This window comes from Paraburkholderia sp. RL17-347-BIC-D (genome assembly GCF_046027915.1).
Lineage (GTDB): Bacteria > Pseudomonadota > Gammaproteobacteria > Burkholderiales > Burkholderiaceae > Paraburkholderia.
Genome location: NZ_JARESS010000166.1, coordinates 1 through 1,574, shown reverse-complemented (window position 1 = coordinate 1,574; position 1,574 = coordinate 1). Strand labels below are relative to the sequence as shown.

The 1,574-nt window shown below is 60.9% G+C and carries 3 protein-coding genes; 2 read left to right on the top strand and 1 reads right to left on the bottom strand.

Going from position 1 to position 1,574, the window contains the following annotated elements; all coding sequences use genetic code 11:
• Window positions 1-517 (top strand): winged helix-turn-helix domain-containing protein (locus P0D96_RS47900; RefSeq protein WP_408321315.1); only part of this gene is annotated, 517 nt, incomplete at its 5' end.
• Window positions 518-537: 20 nt separating this feature from the next.
• On the opposite strand, the gene P0D96_RS47895 is transcribed toward P0D96_RS47900, so the two are convergent.
• On the bottom strand, window positions 538-669 hold the full coding sequence (locus tag P0D96_RS47895) for a hypothetical protein (protein ID WP_408321313.1): 132 nt from the start codon (window positions 667-669) through the stop codon (window positions 538-540).
• A 232-nt stretch (window positions 670-901) separates the two neighbouring features.
• On the opposite strand from P0D96_RS47895, the gene P0D96_RS47890 reads away from it, so the two are divergent.
• Window positions 902-1,366: an HU family DNA-binding protein gene (locus P0D96_RS47890; protein WP_408321311.1), complete on the top strand. Its 465-nt coding sequence runs from the start codon at window positions 902-904 to the stop codon at window positions 1,364-1,366.
• Window positions 1,367-1,574: the final 208 nt, after the last annotated feature.

The window sequence follows — 1,574 nt, the reverse complement described above, 5'->3', positions numbered from 1 at the left end:
ATTCGAACCGGGCGCGGACGATTACATCGTCGACCCGGCCGACCTTCATGAACTGACCGCCCGGATCAAGCGTGCCGTGCAACGCGCCAACCGAACGCTGTGCGACGCTCCCGAGATGCGCGAGAAAATATCGTTCGGCGACTACGAAATAGACTTCGCGACACGGCGTCTGATCAGGAACGGCGCTGAAATCGCGCTGCGCTCCAGCGAGTTCGCGTTACTCAAGCTTTTCGCCAGCAACCCGATGCGCCTGCTGACGCGCCCGATGGTCAATAGTCAGTTGGGACGATCTGAGAGCCAGAACAACAGCCTCGACGTTGCCGTCTACCGACTGCGTACTCTGATCGAGGACAACCCGTCGAGCCCGAAGTTTATCCAGACATTGCGCGGACGCGGCTACATGTTCGTGCCGTCGCCGAAGCAGAACGAAGAACGCCCGGTAATCGTCCGCGACCGCGGCAGCCGGGGTTGTGCCGTGTCCGCACTCCATCTCCTGCAAACAGCTGGCCTCGCATGAAATCGAAAACGCGGCGGCGCTCACGCACGCCGTAGACGCACCCGCTGCTCAGGCAAACCCGGATCGTCCGTCAACGTGTGACGCTGGCCGTTGCGATGCGTGCGCACCCGCTGCCGGATCTCGGCTTCGGTCGCGTCGCCCGGCACGGCCATGCACCCTCTTGCCCCTGCGTCAAACCCTGTCGCGTAGCCGTTTTCGTGAGTGCACCCTCCTCAGGAGGGGTACAGGTCGCCGTTTTTGCGTTACTTCTGCACAAAACCCCTTGTTTTAGGGCCTCGCCCGTTGCGGATTCAAATGCGAATTGCTACGCTAGTGCCAGCCTGAGGATTTGGACCTTTGCGCATTGTCGGTGACTACGCAAAGGCAAGGACCCCGGGCCAACCTTTGACCAATGACGAGGAATCTATGGCAACGAAAGCTGCAGCAAAGCCGGCTCCGAAGAAGATGACCCCGGTCGAGAAAAAGGCGAAGGCGCCGACGGTAAAGAAGGCGGCGACTCCTGCCACCAAGAAGGCGGTCGCTGCCACGCCGCTGAAGCCCATCAAGGATTCGTTCACGAAGGCTTCGCTTGCTACCCATCTTGCCGAGCGCGCAGGTGTCGAGCCGAAAGCGGCGAAGGCCTTGATGGCCGCTCTGGAAGAAACGGTGCTCGCATCGGTCCACAAGAAGGGTGCGAAGGAGTTCACGCTGCCGGGTCTGCTGAAGGTTGTTGCTCAGGACGTGCCGGCAAAGAAGAAGCGCTTCGGAAAGGACCCGTTCACGGGTGAAGACAAGTGGTTCGCCGCGAAGCCCGCTTCGGTGCGTCTGAAAGTGCGCCCGCTGAAGAAGCTGAAGGACGCCGCGGTCTAAACCGGACCGCCGGAAAGGGAGCCCCTCGCGACGGAAGTCTGAGGGGCTTTTTACTTTTTGTGCCTGGGGAGTACGGGCCTTAATGTAATCTGGCCAATCAAGGTGAACTGGGCGACACATCCGAGCATCAGGGCGTGCTCAATGGTGAATGCGCCCGCAATTGCGGCGTCATAAAAGTCGTGCAGTGCGGGCGGCTGCGCGCGCGGCT